We start from the raw sequence: 14,434 nt of genomic DNA on the forward strand, positions 1-14,434 counted from the left end.
AAGGCCAGTCAGCCCATGGGTTAAATAGGCGGTGACCCAGCGATTGACACTGGTTCTACTGACCTTAAGCATGCTTGCGATGGCGGTACGAGAATGACCTTCAGTGAAATGGAGTAAGGCAAGATAGCGCATACGTTTGCGTGCACTTTTCTCCGATTTTACTAAGGCTGCGATGTGGGGATGATTCATATTTTGTATGATTAAAAACTGATGACCAATTAGATCACATAATTAATATAATTGGTATTACTCACCAACTCACCAACTCACCAACTCACCAACTCACCAACTCACCAACTCACCAACTCACCAACTCACCAACTCACCAACTCGCCAACTCACTTGTCGCTCTTAGGCTTCCTCATTTCGTTCTTGTCCTATTGCTTAATCCTGCGCATAACTAAGAGGCTAAGGTTTTCTGAGGTAATACTGTTACGTATCTCTCAAGGTAACTGTTCGATACACAGATCGTATTGTCGGGCACTTCTCGGCGTTGATACCAAGGCGGATACTTAAGTTGTCAAAATGGATGATTTAATTTGTCTAGATTGAACCCATTCCTCTTCTTCAATCAATGCCTTCAGAACGACATTCTTTTTTATCTTCTCTCAGAATCAAATAGCAGTGACTTGGATTGTTAAATTTGCATATTTTTTCACTTGATTTATTCCTATGCTCGTTGTTTTCAATTTAGGAATCATTTTTTAGCCTAAGACATCACTTCAGCTTAAATCCAACATTATGCTTGTTTCATTATGGAATATTGAATTAATCGCTCGATTTATGAGGATTAATAACTTGCCGCCTGTGGATCTACTTAATATTGGTAAGACCAATTTACATTGATATGGTTTTTTTGTTATCAATTGGTTATGTTCGTAGCAGGTTGAGTTCAGCTGGTTTTCTTGTTGTGTGATTAGTTAGCTTTGAAATGTGATTTTTTATTCGATTTTTCTGATTGGTGGTCGCTATGTGTCTGTTTACGGAAGAACCATAGTTTGGAGCTGTTCATTTGATGAATTTTGAACTTGTAATGCGATAGCGATGATTTTGGGGCAATCGCGCTGTTGATAGGGATCTAGAGAGTAAGGGGTAGGGGAGCTATGGAGGATGTAACGCAATCTTTATTGGATGCCGTTGGCATTATGTTTTTGGGGATGGGCTTAGTTTATTTATTTTTAAGTGTACTAATCCTTGGGATTCATTTGGTTGCGCGTTGGTGTGCAGTCGATGCTGCATCTGCACGTTTTGCTAAAAATCATGCTAAGAGTCAGCAGAGGGTAGCGCAATCTGATGCTAAACCGTTAGAGCCAAGTATGGTCGCTGCGATTTCACTAGCGGTAAAGCAGTATCGTTCACAGATTAAGTAATGGGGAGCAGTATGACTTTTGTATCTAATTCTACGACAGCAGTGGCTAAGCCATTATTTTTAACTGATGTCGTATTGCGGGACGCACATCAATCCATTTTAGCGACGCGCTTACGCATTGATGACATGTTACCTATAGCGCCGTTACTCAATAAGATCGGTTTCTGGTCATTGGAATCTTGGGGCGGGGCGACTTTTGATGCCTGTATTCGTTATCTTGGTGAAGATCCCTGGGACAGAATTCGTGAGTTGAAAAAGGCAATGCCTGATACGCCGCAGCAAATGTTGCTGCGTGGCCAAAACTTATTAGGTTATCGCCATTATGCCGATGATTTAGTCACGCGTTTTGTTGAGCGTGCTCATACTAATGGCGTCGATGTATTTCGTATTTTCGATGCAATGAATGATGTTCGTAATCTCGAAACTGCGGTGAAAGCGGTGCGCCAAGTTGGCGGCCATGCGCAGGGGACTATCTCATACACGACTAGCCCTGTGCATACCATAGAGACTTGGGTTGATATGGCAAAACGTCTCGAAGATATGGGATGTGATTCTTTGTGTATCAAAGATATGGCGGGCTTACTTAAGCCTATGGAAGCGTTTGAGCTTATCAGTCGACTAAAATCCCAAACGCAACTCGTGTTATCTATGCATTGTCATGCGACGACAGGATTAAGTACCGCCACTTATCAGAAAGCCATTGAAGCGGGTATCGATGTGCTCGATACGGCAATTTCGTCGATGAGTCAAACCTATGGACATACTGCAACTGAAACCGTTATCGCTATGGTGGAAGATACTGAGCGTGCCACGGGTTACGATATGGTGTTGCTTGAGGAGATTGCCGCTTACTTCCGTGACGTGCGCAAGAAGTACGCTAAGTTTGAAGGCGCGCTGAAAGGCATAGATTCGCGTATTTTACGTGCACAAGTGCCTGGTGGCATGCTGACCAATATGGAGAGCCAACTAAAGGAACAAGGCGCGGCCGATAAGATGGACTTGGTATTGGAAGAAATTCCCCGCGTACGTGCTGATTTAGGTTTCTTGCCGTTAGTGACGCCCACATCGCAGATTGTCGGCTCGCAGGCGGTAATCAATGTGCTAATGGGTGAGCGTTACAAGTCACTGACCAAAGAGACTGAAGGCGTGCTTAAGGGCGAATATGGCGCGACGCCTGCGCCAGTAGATGCTGCATTGCAAGCGAGAGTCTTGCAAGGGGCTGAAGCTATTACATGTCGCCCTGCGGATTTATTAAAGCCGGAGCTGGCTAAGTTACGGCTTGAGTTAGCTGATAAAGCACAGGAACAAGGCATTCGCCTATCTTCAGAGCATGACGATGATGTGCTGACCTATGCACTCTTCCTACAAATAGGATTGCAGTTCTTAAAGAATCGTGACGATCCAAGCGCCTTTGAGCCTAAACCTGAGTTGACTGCGACACTTGCTACTAATGCTGCGGATCGTGGCCCTGAAACCTACACGGTAACTGTCGAAGGGCAAGAGTACGTAGTTGAAGTCGCCGCCGGCGGTGAGATTTCGCAAATCCAACCACAGGGCCAAATTGTTCATGCCGTGCAAACTGCTACGGCGAGCACTATGCCAACTGCGCGCCATGGAGAGATCAGGCTTGAAATGAGCGCGCCTCTGTCGGGCAATATCTTCAAAGTGCATGTTTCTCCAGGCGATAGAGTGTGTGAAGGCGATGTCGTGATCATCCTTGAGGCGATGAAGATGGAAACTGAAATTCGTGCACAGGGCGATGGCATTATCGCTAAGATTTGGGTGAAAGAAGGTGACTCAGTGTCTGTGGGTTCTCAATTACTGGCCTTGGCGTAGGAGTCATTATGGAAGGTTTAATAGCTTTTTGGGCCGAGACGGGAATCGCTCACTTTACTGGCGGGCAAGTGTTGATGATGGCAGTGGGCGCTTTGCTCTTGTATCTCGCCATCGTACGTGGTTTTGAGCCTTTGCTATTGTTGCCCATTGGTTTTGGTGCAGTGCTGGCGAACATTCCCCATGCGGGATTTACCGAAGAAGGTGGCATGCTGTATTACGCCTATCATGTGGGGATTGAGACTGGGGTGTTTCCGCTATTGATCTTTATGGGTGTTGGTGCGCTGACCGACTTTAGTGCCTTGATCGCGAATCCTAAAACTCTGTTATTAGGGGCTGCTGCGCAGTTTGGGATTTTTGCGACACTGATTGGCGCAATAGCGCTGAACTTAGTGCCGGGATTTGAGTTCACTATGAAGGACGCGGCGGCCATTGCGATTATTGGCGGTGCTGATGGACCAACGGCGATTTTCCTCGCCTCAAAACTGGCGCCTGAGTTATTAGGTGCGATTGCGGTCGCGGCCTATTCCTACATGGCACTAGTCCCGATTATTCAACCGCCGATCATGCGCTTACTGACAACCCAAGCTGAGCGCGAAATTAAAATGGAGCAGCTGCGCGAAGTCAGTAAGAAGGAAAAGATCATTTTCCCTTTGATGGTACTGGGATTAACGATTCTCTTCTTACCTGCTGCCACACCTCTAGTGGGCATGTTTTGTCTTGGTAACTTGATGCGTGAATCGGGCGTGGTGGATAGATTATCGAAAACGGCGCAGAACGAGCTTATCAATATCGTTACGATTTTCTTAGGGTTAGCTGTCGGTTCTAAGTTATCTGCCGACCAATTCCTGCGGCTTGAAACTTTAGGGATTTTGGTATTGGGAGCTTTAGCATTTGGCATTGGTACTGCTGCAGGTGTATTGATGGCAAAACTGATGTGTAAGTTGTCGGGTGGTAAGATTAATCCGTTGATTGGTGCCGCAGGGGTGTCGGCTGTACCTATGGCAGCACGAGTCGTGAACAAAGTTGGATTAGAGGCCAACCAACATAACTTCTTGTTGATGCACGCCATGGGACCCAATGTGGCAGGAGTGCTAGGTTCTGCTGTGGCTGCTGGGATTTTACTTGCCGTGCTGGGCTGATGACAGAGTGGATTAACTGATTGGGCTTGACTGAGTGGGTAAATTTAGCGGGTTTATCTTCGAATTTATTCTAGTCGTTAACGCTGTTTTATCACTAAAGCCAACTCAGTATTGAGTTGGCTTTTTGTTAAGTCACTCATTTATAGTATGAATCCTTGGTATTAACCTAAGCCGTTAACCAGAGTAATGCCATAAGGATTAAAATCAGCCCGCCACCTATACCGATAATGTAGATAAAACCTCGTCGGCCTTGTTTTAGCGTGAGTTTGTTGGCTTTTAAAAATAATGTCCAAAACAAACATAGGATCAGCGGGATAAGGAAGAGTCTCGTCATTGTTTGTTCTGCTAAAGTGTGAGTTAGAGTAGTTTTAGAGTCTAACAGCTTGATCTTATTTGAGTAACCTATTTTGCAGTTTATAGGGACTGTCGAAGTTGATTGTGGCTTCTAAAGCCAATAGATTAAAGACCGTTTGTAGGATAATAAAAGAGACCGCCGAAGCGGTCTCTTACTGTGGTCAATGGTACTGATTATTTAGCTTAATACTTTTTATACAGTATTGTTATTGCTACGAACTCACAGGTGTAACGTCTTGATTGTCGTTTGAATAGAACTGTGCTTCATCGAGTTCATTTTCGGATTTACCAATCACAACAGCAGTCATCATATCGCCCGTTACGTTAGTTGCTGTGCGGATCATATCGATAATACGGTCAATCGCGGCGATAAAGGCAATGCCTTCAAGTGGCAGACCAATCACACCTAAGGTGACAGTTAACATCACCATCGCACTTCCTGGTACGCCAGCGGTACCAACAGAAGCCACTGTCGCAGTCACGGCGATCATCACATAGTCCAGTGTGTCGAGCGGAATATTGTAAATTTGAGCGATGAAGATAGCGGCTATCGCAGGGTAAATACCCCCACAGCCGTCCATATTCATGGTCGCACCTAATGGCATCACAAAGGCACTATAACGCTTTGATACGCCCATGGTTTCGACTGCACGAGTACTCGCAGGTAAAGTACCAAAACTTGAGGAAGTACTAAAGGCGACTAACTGTGCTGGCATAGCTTTACGGAAAAATTGCAGTGGGCTTAAACCACCAACAAACTTCACTAACCCGCCATAAACGAAGATGATGTGGATAAAGGCGGCAATGTAGATAGCCCCGATAAACTTACCTAAAGGCAGTAAGGTTGATAAACCATATTCACCCACAACCCATGCCATTAAACCAAACACACCGATGGGAGTGAGTTTTAGGACCATGCGAGTCAGTTGGAACATGACTTCAGCACCTGCTTCAATGGTGCGTTTTAATGGCTCTGCTTTCTCGCCGACTTTATTGATAGCGATACCTACCAAAGCTGCAAACACGATAATTTGCAGTACCTTGCCTTCAGCGAGTGAAGCAAAAGGATTGACAGGGATCATGTCGAGCAACACTTGTGCGAAACCGGGAATATTACGCTCGCGCACTTCAGTCGTTGTGAGTTGCATGGTGCCACCCATGTCGATCATTGAGCCCACAGCTAAGCCGATCAGAGAGGCGATTGTGCCTGTCAGCATGAACATACCCAAAGTTTTCAAGCTCAGGCGTTTCAGACTGGTTTGCGAGTTGAGCGATGTGATACTCACGACAATGGCACAAAATACCAAAGGCGCGACCAACATCTTAATGGCCCCAATGAACAGATCACCTAATGGTTTTAGCACTGTGGCGCTTTCACCTAAAATAACGCCAACGAGCGCACCTAAGATAAAGCCTGCTAAGACTTTTTGCCAAAACGGAATGCGGCTAATGGTTTGAAGGATCATGCATATTCCAGAAAAATAAATTAAGAGTGAGCCAATAGGCCTGCGATGATAGGATTCGTATTTAACGAGTTGAGCGTGATGTTAACGCGCTCTCAGTCATGCGCATGGTTATTGCCTGCCATAGTTAACCTATTGTATCGACAGAGCTAGGGTTATAACAAACCGTTTTTCTTATAACTTATTGTGATAAGTGAGTTTGTTGTAAAAAGATTAAGTGAAACATTCAATTAACCCATGGCAAACCTCATCGCATTGAATACAAAAAGAGAGATTTATCATTGAGTAAGCCATTATGACTGAGTTAGGTATTATGTTCTCCGGCGCTTTTTTAGCGGCCACTTTGTTACCGGGGGGATCTGAAGTCTTACTCGTGGCGTTATTAAACAATACCCCAGAGGCTTGGGTTGCGCTGGTCGTGGTGGCTAGTATTGGCAATACGTTGGGCGCGATGACCAGTTTCTATTTAGGTCGCTTAGGTCGCCTCGCAAAATCACCAGAAGCGTTAGCGACAGGTAAACACGCAAAGGGGCTCGCCTTGATTGAACGCTACGGCGTGTGGGCGTTGTTACTCTCATGGGCACCAGTTGTCGGCGATATTCTCTGTTTATTGGCGGGTTGGTTGAGGCTACCGCTAATACATTCTTTGGTGATGATTTTAATCGGTAAAACAATTCGTTACTTAATTGTTGCCGCTGCCGTGCTGCAATGGATGGCATGATGGCTCTAGGATGCATTTAATGGTCAAGGGCGGGGAGTGTTTTTCCGTTTAGACTGAATTTACTGTATAGATAGGAACTTAGTGTTAATTTTGCGAGTCATAAATCCCAATGCTTAATCATTTAAGCGCACTATGACGCTACGCAGCACTTTAGCTATAACACTTTATTTTGGCCCATTGATGTATGAGGGGAATGTTTTGAAGAAATGGATATTAGCGGTCGCAATTTCTGCCGCACTTGCGGGTTGTGCATCTGAAACGACTACGGTGAACTTGCCCGCAGGCGTTAAACTTATCGAAAATGTGCAATTGGCCGATTCGCAAGTAGGGATCCCCTACAAAAAGTACCAATTAGCCAATGGGTTAACGGTTATTTTACATCAAGATGATTCAGATCCCTTAGTGCATGTCGACGTCACTTATCATGTGGGCTCTGCCCGTGAATTAGCTGGGCGTTCGGGATTTGCGCATTTATTTGAACACATGATGTTCCAAGGCTCGCAGCATGTTGCCGATGAACAGCATTTTGAAGTGGTTACCGAAGCCGGTGGTACCCTAAATGGCACGACCAATACCGACAGAACCAATTATTTTGAGACAGTACCCAACAATCAATTAGAAAAAATGTTGTGGCTTGAGTCGGACCGTATGGGCTTTTTGTTGCCCGCACTCACTAGTGAAAAATTCGAAGTGCAGCGCGAAACCGTCAAAAACGAGCGCGCACAACGTATCGATAATCAGCCCTATGGCCGCATGAGTGAGCGTTTTAGCCAAGCTATGTACCCTGTCGGTCATCCTTATTCTTGGCCTGTAATTGGCTGGCCGGACGATCTTAATCGCGCCACGGTTGACGATGTTAAACACTTTTTCCAACGTTGGTATGGTCCTAACAATGCGACCTTGACTATAGGTGGCGATTTCGATGAAATGCAAACCTTAGCTTGGGTCAATAAATATTTTGGTGAAATCCCCCGCGGTCCTGAAGTCTCGTTAGAGCAAAAGGCGCTGGTTAACTTAGACAAGACGCGTTACCTCTCCATGGAAGATCAAGTGCACTTGCCTTTGATCCGTATTGGTTTTCCAACTGTATACGCTAGACATTCAGATGAGGCCGCGCTCGATCTGTTAGCCAATATTTTAGGTGGTGGTAAAACATCCTTATTATATAAAAACTTGGTGAAGGACGGTTATGCGGTGCAGGCTAATGTGAGTCATCCTTGTCAAGAGCTTGCGTGTCAGATGTCGATTTATGCTTTAGCCAATCCTGAAAAGGGCGGCAAACTGGCGGATCTGGAGCAACGTATCCTCGACTCGATTAAGGAGTTTGAGCAACGTGGCGTTACTGATGATGATCTGCAAAAAGTCAAAGTGCAGTTTGAGGCTGATACCATTTATAGCCTGCAGAGTGTTTCTGGCAAAGTGTCGACCTTAGCGATGAACCAAACGCTGTCGGGCAATCCGAACATGATTGCCTCAGATCTGAATCGTTATGCCAATGTGACCAAAGACGATGTGATGCGCGTGTTTAAGCAATACATTAAAGATAAACCTATGGTGGTTATGAGTGTGGTGCCGCAGGGAATGACATCACTTATTGCCCATGCAGATAACTTCACGCCTGCAACGTTGCCAATTGCACACACTGCGGTAGAGGGGGATTTGCCCAAGCCTGAACTTGTTTCAAGTTTTGATCGGACTAAGATGCCTGCATCTGGCGTTGCACCTATGCTTAAAGTACCTAAAATTTGGACAAAAACCTTAGCCAATGGCATCGAAGTCATGGGCACCCAAAGTACTGAAACACCAACAGTTGAGTTAATTGTTTATCTCAATGGTGGCCACAGACTCATACCCGTCGAAAAAGCAGGCTTAGCAACGCTGACTGCGGAAATGCTTAATGAATCGAGCCAGAAGCGCAGCAGTGAAGCACTATCACAAGCCTTAGAAATGCTAGGTAGTAGTGTCGACTTTAGTGCGTCTGAATATCAAAGTTCGATCAAAGTATCGGCTCTGACTGCACATTTAGATGAGACGCTGGCGATTATGGAAGAAAAGCTGTTTCAGCCAGCATTCAGCGAAGCTGACTTTGCGCGAGTGAAACAGCAGCAATTACAACAGATCCAGCATATGCAGTCCGATCCTAGCTATCTGGCTGATACGGCGTTGTCGTCCTTGTTATACGGTAAAGACAATGCGTTAGGTGTGAATGATCTTGGCACGCTCGATTCTGTCGCGGCGCTTACGTTAGCCGATGTAAAAGCGTTTTATGCCCAGCAGTATCAAGGCGGCAACGCTAAAATTGTCACTGTTGCTAATTTATCTGAATCTGCATTGCTGCCTAAATTAGCGGGATTAAACCAGTGGAAAGGAGAAGCAGCTGTGGTACCGCCACTTAAGCCACTCCCTGCATTAAAAGGCGGCACAATTTATGTGATTGATAAACCTGGTGCGGCGCAATCGGTAATCAATATTGCCAAGCGCGCATTACCTTACGATGCCACAGGCGATTATTTTAAATCCTATCTGATGAATTATCCGTTAGGCGGCGCATTCAATAGCCGTATCAACCTGAATTTACGTGAGGATAAAGGTTATACCTATGGTGCTCGCACTCGTTTTACTGGCGGTGCTGAAGTGGGCGATTTTGTCGCATCAAGTAACGTTCGCAGTGACGTGACGGCGAAAGCACTCATTGAGTTTGTAAAAGAAATCAGTGCTTATCAGCAGCAGGGCATGACAGATGCTGAACTTGCCTTTATGCGTAATTCAGTCTCTCAAGGGCAAGCTCTTGATTATGAAACACCATATCAAAAAGCGGGCTTTATGCGGATGATCCAACGTTACCAATTGAGTCAAGATTTTACGACTCAACAGGACAAGATCATTAATACTGTAACAAAAGATGAACTCAATGCCCTCGCGGCTTCCGAGCTAGATATCAATAAAATGGTGATTCTGGTGGTGGGAGATAAAGCGACAATTGAAGCGGATTTAGCGGTATTGGGCTATCCAATTGAAACTTTAGTATTGTAAATTAGTATTTCGCCCTTATATAGGTAGATAGACGGGGGCATTAGTTAACGACTATTTGCTCTATATTTACCGGATTTACATCGAAAGACGGTGACAGCATTAGCTGTCACCGTCTGCTTTTAATCATACAAGGTGTGAATTTGGCTTGCCCCACAGACAGGTTTAGATTTATTTTGAGGCATATTTTGCAAGATAAGCCTCAAAATAAAGGTCTGACTGTTAACCTTGTCGCGATAGCGAATCACCAATTAGAGAAGCGCAAATTGAAGTCATTCAATGAATTAGTACAACATCTCTCGGACGCCAATGGGCGCACAGCACTCTTGGGTATGTTACGTGGCATAGAACGTGAGGCGTTGCGGATTGATGAGTTTGGTTATCTCGCTACAGACTCGCATCCCGAAGCCTTAGGCTCGGCGTTAATGCATTCACGTATTACGACGGATTACAGTGAAGCCTTGCTCGAGTTTATTACGCCAGTAAATCACAATGTTGAGCAACTTCTCACAGGGTTAACTGAGACTCATGCCTTCAGCGTGCGCCACTTAAATGGTCAGCGTTTGTGGCCCGTGAGCATGCCTTGCTATGTGAAAGATGAGCAACAGATCCCCGTTGCCCGCTATGGCTCATCGAATACTGGCATGATGAAAACCTTGTATCGTAAGGGGTTAACCTATCGTTATGGCGCCCTGATGCAGATCATCTCTGGGGTGCACTTTAACTTTTCGGTATCGCAAGAATTATGGCAAAGTCTGTATGAGTTAAGTGATAAAGAGTTAACTTACGATGATTTTATTTCAGAATCCTATTTCGGCTTGATCCGTAACTATCGCCGTTTAGTGTGGGTACTACCTTATTTATTTGGTGCCTCGCCAGCGTTATGTAGCTCCTTTATTAAAGATCAAAAAACCGACCTCAAGTTTGAAAAAACGGGCCATGGAACTCTGTATCTGCCCTATGCTACTTCGTTGCGTATGAGTGATTTAGGCTACACCAACAAAGAGCAAGAAGATCTAAATATCAGCTATAACTCTTTGCCTGAGTATCTGGCTGGCGTGAATGCTGCCACTAAAATGCCTTCAGCAAACTTTGCTAATATCGGCGTTAAAGTCGATGGTGAGTATCGTCAACTTAATGCCAATGTATTGCAGATTGAAAACGAGTTCTACTCGCCAATCCGTGCGAAACGGGTCACACGTAGTGGCGAGAAACCGTCTGAAGCTCTGGCCCGTGCTGGGGTGGAATACATTGAAGTGAGAGCGTTGGATGTTAATCCATTTAGCCCAGTTGGCATTGAGGCGACACAAGTGCGTTTCCTTGATTTATTCCTGCTCTATTGTTTATTAACGCAGTCGCCTAAGTCTGAGGCGAGCGAAGAGGCGAGATTAAGCGCGAATCTTAAAGCTGTGGTGCTTGAAGGCCGTAAACCTGGGCTTGAGTTATTAACCGCAGACGGTTCACGTTCGCTTAAATCTTGGTTAGAAGAGTTGTTTGATGCCTTGCAACCTTTGGCAGTATTGCTCGATGGTGAGGGGACGGATTATCAAGTGGCTTTGGCCCATTGGCGTAAAGCGGCTGAAGATCCGAATTTAACCCTGTCGGGACAAGTACTTCAAAACGTGATCAACAAGGGCCAAGATCATGGTCAGTGGGTAATGACGTTAGCGCAGCAATACTACCAATACTTTATCGATTATCCCTTGTCGAGCAAGACCATAGCGCAGTATCAAGCTGAAGCATCGAGTTCGCTTAACAAGCAAGCTGAACTAGAGGCGGCGCAGAGTGCAGTTTCATTCGATGATTATCTGGAAGATTACTTTGGAGTGAAGCCGTGAAAGAGGGGTTATTCTCTTTCACTGGCCTACGTGCCCGCGCAGCTTTGATTGGGTTCAGTGCCTTGTTATCTGGCTGCGCCGCGTCACCTGAAGACCCACTGGGCTGTGGTACTGTGTCGGGTTATTTGCAGCCCGATGCCAGTACTCACTGGTATCGAGTGGTGGTGACCCATTTAAACGGGCAGGCAGTCGTTTCTAAGCCTAATTATCAGTTAGCGCCTGGCGAATATGAATTTATCGTTGCGGAGCTGATTGATGATCCAAGTTTGTCAGTCACGCTTGCCGCGCGGACACCCAAAGTATTCAAGCTCAATGTTGAAAGTCATCAGCGTTATCATATCGGTGCGTTATTTCACACCGATAAGCGCTATATGGGTAAAGACACTGCGTATTGGGAACCCGGCGTGTGGCAGCAAGAAGATCATGAGTGTCAGTTTGAGCTGAGTCCCGAAACGAAATAGCCAAAGTGTTAAGTTCAAGTGGTAAGCCAGCAACATACGATTTAAGTCATATTGATTTAGCCCCTAGCGCTGAGATCTTCTAAGCGCAAAAAAGGCTTTTTATGCTTGCCTCAGCCTGAGTCTATGACATCATGGCGCGAGCTAACTCTCCAAAGAACATGATATTAATGAATAAGTCCTCCGCTATCTTACTCTGCGCAAGTCTCGGCATCTTTTCAGGTTGCGCGACATCTCCGCCTAAGTCTCCCGAAAATTTGTGTGAGATATTTCAAGAACACAGAGATTGGTACGATGCCGCTAAAGATGTCCGTGATAAATGGGGTGTGCCAGTGCATGTGCCGTTAGCTATGATGTATCAAGAGAGTTCATTCAAGCACAACGCCGCGCCACCGATGGAATACTTTTTAGGTTTTATCCCTATTGGCCGTGCCAGCGATGCCTATGGTTATGCGCAGGCTAAGACCATGACGTGGGATGATTATGTGCGTGAGACGGGAAACAGTTGGTCGAGCCGCAGTGATTTCGATGATGCCTTGGATTTTATGGGCTGGTTTATTAGCAAAACCCATAAGATAAATGGTGTATCTAAATGGGATGCGCGGGCGCAGTATCTTAATTATCACGAAGGCTGGGGCGGTTATCGCCGTGGCAGTTATAAATCTAAGGCGTGGTTAGTGAAAGTGGCGAACAAGGTGGATGCGAGGTCGAAACGCTACGCGGCTCAATATAAAACCTGCCAAGAAGATTTAGATTCATCTTGGCTGTGGCGTTTATTTTTTGGTTAAGATTACGTTTCTATATCATTGTCAGCCACTTAAGTGAGAATGGCTGACTGTCGGTGTTCAATTTAGATATTTAATCGAGATAGCTAATCGAGATAGTAAACTCAAATCTTAAACTCCGACGCTTACTGATTGTTGATATTAGCCTTTTGACATTGGCTGTAGCACCTGACTTCAATTGATTTATTGCGCTTTCACTGCGAAGGTTTCTAATGCCTGAATGGCTTTTTTCTTTGCACGCTTTTGCTCATACATAGCATGATCTGCAGTCTTAAAGGATTGATACCAATCGGCTTCGAAGGGGGCAATACCAAAACTAAAACCTAGGCTAAGCTCTGAACCTTGATTCAAGGTTTTGCGCATATCATCTAAGTCCTGTTCAATTTGAGCTAACGGCCCATGGCATAAAGCGACAAACTCATCGCCACCAAAACGGGAAATAATGCCTTTATTTTGCCAATAGGTGAGCATGGCGGTGGCTGTTCGCTTGATGGCAACATCACCCATCTGGTGCCCATAGGCATCATTAATGGACTTGAGATTGTCCATATCGATAATAATTAAAAAACTGCCTAAGTGAGGCTTGTGTTGCCAGTGGTGCAGTTCATCTTCAAAATTCTTTCGATTATAAAGTCCTGTTAATGGATCAAAATTGGCGAGTTTAGTGATCTGCAGTGACTTCTGATAGAGCGCAATGGCATTGCTAGCTTCGTGAGTTAGGATAGAGACAAGATTGCGGTCGTAATCGCTAAAGGCGCCAAGGCTACTGCTATCGAGATTGAGCATGGCATACAGTTTGCCATCAATACGAATTGGGCTAGACAGGGTTGAGCGTATCGGCTGCTTCGACACTGAGAGTAACACTTTTTGATCATCTTCCGTTAAGGTGCTAGCCGCATTGATATTCTTCATATCATTGATGACCACCACTTGATCGCATCTCCCTTCAGTGAGTCGATATTCAAAAGTTTGCTCTAAGGTAAAATCCAGTTGTCTGAGTTTTGCTAAATCGAGCCCCACGACAGATTCAAAATACAGTTTATTATTCACCTCGTTGATTTTAATGATGCTGCCCATTTCGGCACCATTAATCACGTACACGGCTTTATTGAGTAAGGCGTCCAGAAAGGCATGCTCATTTTTATAATGGCTCGAGAGATGGGCGAGTTCATAGATGGCATCGTTGATGGTGACGACTTGCTCTAAATGCTGCCATAGTCGAGTTAAACGACCCTGATGCAAATAGTAAATTAGGCTGTAGGCAAAAATATAAATGATGCAAACAAACAGTAAGGGCAGGATAGTCCAATTTTCTGTGGGTGCATTAAAGATAAACAGCAGGATGAATAGACATATCGGCACTATAAGCAGTAGCAGATGATAGCGATAATCTAAGCGATCTATGGTCTTACGTTTGAAATTATCCCTTAATTTCACTCGA

Annotated in this window: 12 protein-coding genes; 8 read left to right on the forward strand and 4 right to left on the reverse strand. The window is 45.1% G+C overall.

Annotated features, from left to right (window positions below; all coding sequences use genetic code 11):
• The coding region (locus L5M38_RS17540) for a helix-turn-helix domain-containing protein (protein WP_263177467.1) at positions 1 to 189 on the reverse strand (189 nt) is incomplete at its 3' end.
• 914 nt (positions 190 to 1,103) lie between these two features.
• On the opposite strand from L5M38_RS17540, the gene L5M38_RS17545 reads away from it, so the two are divergent.
• Genes L5M38_RS17545 through L5M38_RS17555 form a run of 3 tightly spaced genes read left to right on the forward strand, consistent with a single transcriptional unit; the run spans position 1,104 to position 4,344 of the window.
• Positions 1,104 to 1,370 carry an OadG family transporter subunit gene (locus L5M38_RS17545; protein ID WP_263179833.1) on the forward strand — a complete coding sequence of 89 codons (267 nt, stop codon included), beginning with the start codon at positions 1,104 to 1,106 and terminating at the stop codon, positions 1,368 to 1,370.
• Positions 1,371 to 1,381: 11 nt separating this feature from the next.
• Positions 1,382 to 3,205 (forward strand): sodium-extruding oxaloacetate decarboxylase subunit alpha, encoded by a 1,824-nt coding sequence (oadA, locus tag L5M38_RS17550; protein WP_263179836.1) that lies wholly within the window; start codon positions 1,382 to 1,384, stop codon positions 3,203 to 3,205.
• A gap of 8 nt (positions 3,206 to 3,213) precedes the next feature.
• Complete coding sequence (locus L5M38_RS17555; RefSeq protein WP_168823572.1) at positions 3,214 to 4,344, forward strand: sodium ion-translocating decarboxylase subunit beta; 1,131 nt, start codon at positions 3,214 to 3,216, stop codon at positions 4,342 to 4,344.
• A 166-nt stretch (positions 4,345 to 4,510) separates the two neighbouring features.
• On the opposite strand, the gene L5M38_RS17560 is transcribed toward L5M38_RS17555, so the two are convergent.
• Positions 4,511 to 4,678 (reverse strand): hypothetical protein, encoded by a 168-nt coding sequence (locus L5M38_RS17560; RefSeq protein ID WP_263179837.1) that lies wholly within the window; start codon positions 4,676 to 4,678, stop codon positions 4,511 to 4,513.
• Between the two features lie 232 nt (positions 4,679 to 4,910).
• On the reverse strand, positions 4,911 to 6,164 hold the full coding sequence (locus L5M38_RS17565) for a dicarboxylate/amino acid:cation symporter (RefSeq protein ID WP_173246311.1): 1,254 nt from the start codon (positions 6,162 to 6,164) through the stop codon (positions 4,911 to 4,913).
• A gap of 292 nt (positions 6,165 to 6,456) precedes the next feature.
• Between L5M38_RS17565 and L5M38_RS17570 the strand changes: the two genes are divergently transcribed.
• From L5M38_RS17570 to L5M38_RS17590, 5 genes are all read left to right on the forward strand, one after another.
• The gene (locus L5M38_RS17570; protein ID WP_263179839.1) at positions 6,457 to 6,882 is read left to right on the forward strand and encodes a YqaA family protein; all 426 of its coding nucleotides are present in this window, start codon (positions 6,457 to 6,459) and stop codon (positions 6,880 to 6,882) included.
• 180 nt (positions 6,883 to 7,062) lie between these two features.
• The gene (locus L5M38_RS17575; RefSeq protein WP_263179862.1) at positions 7,063 to 9,915 is read left to right on the forward strand and encodes a M16 family metallopeptidase; all 2,853 of its coding nucleotides are present in this window, start codon (positions 7,063 to 7,065) and stop codon (positions 9,913 to 9,915) included.
• 185 nt (positions 9,916 to 10,100) lie between these two features.
• On the forward strand, positions 10,101 to 11,750 hold the full coding sequence (gshA, locus tag L5M38_RS17580; protein WP_263179841.1) for a glutamate--cysteine ligase: 1,650 nt from the start codon (positions 10,101 to 10,103) through the stop codon (positions 11,748 to 11,750).
• A complete protein-coding gene (locus L5M38_RS17585) occupies positions 11,747 to 12,211 on the forward strand; it encodes a hypothetical protein (RefSeq protein WP_263179842.1) in 465 nt (154 codons plus the stop codon). The genes gshA and L5M38_RS17585 overlap by 4 nt, the downstream gene beginning before the upstream one ends.
• 167 nt (positions 12,212 to 12,378) lie before the next feature.
• Positions 12,379 to 12,996, forward strand: a complete 618-nt coding sequence (locus L5M38_RS17590) for a hypothetical protein (protein WP_317630251.1) — start codon at positions 12,379 to 12,381, stop codon at positions 12,994 to 12,996.
• A 180-nt stretch (positions 12,997 to 13,176) separates the two neighbouring features.
• Here L5M38_RS17590 and L5M38_RS17595 read toward each other — a convergent pair whose 3' ends face one another.
• Positions 13,177 to 14,430 carry a sensor domain-containing diguanylate cyclase gene (locus tag L5M38_RS17595; protein WP_106649726.1) on the reverse strand — a complete coding sequence of 418 codons (1,254 nt, stop codon included), beginning with the start codon at positions 14,428 to 14,430 and terminating at the stop codon, positions 13,177 to 13,179.
• Between the last annotated feature and the right edge of the window lie 4 nt (positions 14,431 to 14,434).

Origin of the sequence: Shewanella sp. SM101, from assembly GCF_025654465.1 — a bacterium.
In the GTDB taxonomy this organism is placed as follows: Bacteria; Pseudomonadota; Gammaproteobacteria; order Enterobacterales; family Shewanellaceae; genus Shewanella; species Shewanella oncorhynchi.

Bases quoted from the DNA above. Each gene is read 5' to 3' on its own strand.
- L5M38_RS17545 (WP_263179833.1), top strand. From the start codon at position 1,104: ATGGAGGATGTAACGCAATCTTTATTGGATGCCGTTGGCATTATGTTT.
- oadA (WP_263179836.1), top strand. From the start codon at position 1,382: ATGACTTTTGTATCTAATTCTACGACAGCAGTGGCTAAGCCATTATTT.
- L5M38_RS17555 (WP_168823572.1), top strand. From the start codon at position 3,214: ATGGAAGGTTTAATAGCTTTTTGGGCCGAGACGGGAATCGCTCACTTT.
- L5M38_RS17560 (WP_263179837.1), bottom strand. From the start codon at position 4,678: ATGACGAGACTCTTCCTTATCCCGCTGATCCTATGTTTGTTTTGGACA.
- L5M38_RS17565 (WP_173246311.1), bottom strand. From the start codon at position 6,164: ATGATCCTTCAAACCATTAGCCGCATTCCGTTTTGGCAAAAAGTCTTA.
- L5M38_RS17570 (WP_263179839.1), top strand. From the start codon at position 6,457: ATGACTGAGTTAGGTATTATGTTCTCCGGCGCTTTTTTAGCGGCCACT.
- L5M38_RS17575 (WP_263179862.1), top strand. From the start codon at position 7,063: ATGTATGAGGGGAATGTTTTGAAGAAATGGATATTAGCGGTCGCAATT.
- L5M38_RS17590 (WP_317630251.1), top strand. From the start codon at position 12,379: ATGAATAAGTCCTCCGCTATCTTACTCTGCGCAAGTCTCGGCATCTTT.